Below are 2,178 nucleotides of genomic sequence, written 5' to 3' on the forward strand. Positions count from 1 at the left end.
CTACCTGATGGTTATGAAACACAAGCCGGTCTTAATCCTTATGATAACAGTGATGGAATGACCGATAGCGATAGCGATGGTCTACGCGATGCTCTGGAATTGGCATGGAACCTCAACCCGAACGATAACAGTGATGGTGCAAACGTTGACAGTGACGGAGATGGATTCACCAACTTAGCTGAAATTGTTGCTAATACTGATCCACTTGATGCCAATGCTTATGATGGCGATTTAGATGGTGTGTACGGAATCTATGATGTGGATGATAATGATCCATTGTCAGATACTGATAGTGATTCCATTGCTGATATCGTCGAAACAGAAAATGGTCTAGACCCGCTTGATGCGAGTGATGTCGATTTAAGCATCGACAGTGACAACGATACCATGGTGGACATATGGGAAACCATCTTTGGCTTAAATGTGGCCATCGATGACAGCCAAGAGGATCTGGATGGGGATGGCATCAATAACATCACTGAACTGAATAGCGGTTATGCTGCCAATGATCCTAATGACCCAGTATATCGAGGTAATTTGGATACCGATAACGACGGTACTGTGAATAGTATTGATACCGACTTGGATGGTGATGGAACCGAAGATAATGTTCAAACGACGCTTCCTGTCTTATCAAGTTCAGTACTGAGCGGGATTGACGGTACTGTAATTAACGATTTTTGTGACGATGGGCCAAGTGAAGGCGATAAGCATGAAGTTATCTATTTAGTTCAATCTAACCCGGACAGCACCAATAATAACATGTGCTACAAAGTTCCGTCTTATGCTTATACCGATTACATGGTAGCGACCACGGTGAGCCCTGTATTGGGATCCTTACCACACTACCTTATTTCGCCTGCGACAACGCCTCCTACTGCTTTCTTAATTAACCCAACCAAACTGTTTATTAAAGTTGTGCCTGCTAATTATACTTTGTATCAAATGGTACGAGTAAACAATGGTTGGACCTATGCTAAAGTGATGGATATTGCGGGTACGGACTTTGATCTAAATGGCTTTGTCTTTATTGACCGTAAGTTCAATGAAATCACTTCAGACGTTTATATTGTGATGGTGCCAGTAGGTACAGACATGTCAGGTGTCACAATAGATACGTCTGGCACTTACAATACATTAGGTAGTGGCAGTACAGATAGTAGTGGTGGCGGCTCAGGTGGCACAACAAGTGATACTATCTTAAGCCTCGACGATCCGGCTTCGGGGACGTATACCCGTGACGGTATTTTAGAGGTCGGTAGTGTGACTTTACCTGGCGATAAGACCGTGCGTTCTAGCGATGTGTCACTAAATTGGTCAACGGGACAATCATCAGGTGGTTGTAATGGGCCGGATAACAGCGAATACGCTCATACTTTATACCTTGCGGTGGGTGCTGATTACAAAAGCAGTAGTTATGGCTGTTTTGCTGATACAGCGTGGTCTCACCATGACTTTGATGTGACAGTCTTACTTGCGAATATAGCAGGAGAAGGCGTTTATCCTATGTATGACATCTCCGCTCCAGCAACGACTGCTAGCTCAAGCTATGATAATAAGACCTATATTTATCTACAATTGGTTAGCAATGAAGCGCATACCTTGTATGAAGTTGACAGCAATTATACGTTGACAAGTGTCATTGAAGTAACGGACGTGAACATCAATGAATTGACCTTCTTCTTCCATCCTGTGAGTGACCACACGACGACTAAGCGATACATTGCACTACCAAGCCGCATTGATGCCACAACCTTTGTCGATTTACTCAGCAATGATGGCATGGAGAGTGACAGTTTGGCATTGGATCATGTTGCCTCGCTGATCACCATTATTGATGATATCAATACGCTTATTGCCAGTAACCAAACAGTGAGTGAGTCAGTTCTCATTGATAGCGGAGAATTCACCGACATTGTGACGGCGAATATGACCCAATACAACGCGGAGTTTGTCCTTGTTGGTAACTTTGCTTCTGTTGCCGAGGTTCAAACCTTGATTGATGAGGTGAATGCATCAGTTAATGCGCTGACGAAGGTTGTAGGATCCGCGAATACTAATGATGCCAGCAACCTAAGCTTCTCGGATTTAAGCAGTGTGATGGGCTTAACCGCGCTTGATGCGAATAATCATGCGTACTACAGAGCCTTGATTGCTGCAGACGTTGGCAATAACGTC

At 44.0% G+C, this 2,178-nt stretch carries 1 pseudogene; it reads left to right on the forward strand.

The window, feature by feature from the left end:
- A pseudogene (locus tag F8B77_RS17600) lies at positions 1–2,178 on the forward strand (hypothetical protein); the annotation flags it as partial.

Source organism: Aliivibrio finisterrensis (assembly GCF_008933155.1).
GTDB classification, from domain to species: Bacteria; Pseudomonadota; Gammaproteobacteria; order Enterobacterales; family Vibrionaceae; genus Aliivibrio; species Aliivibrio finisterrensis.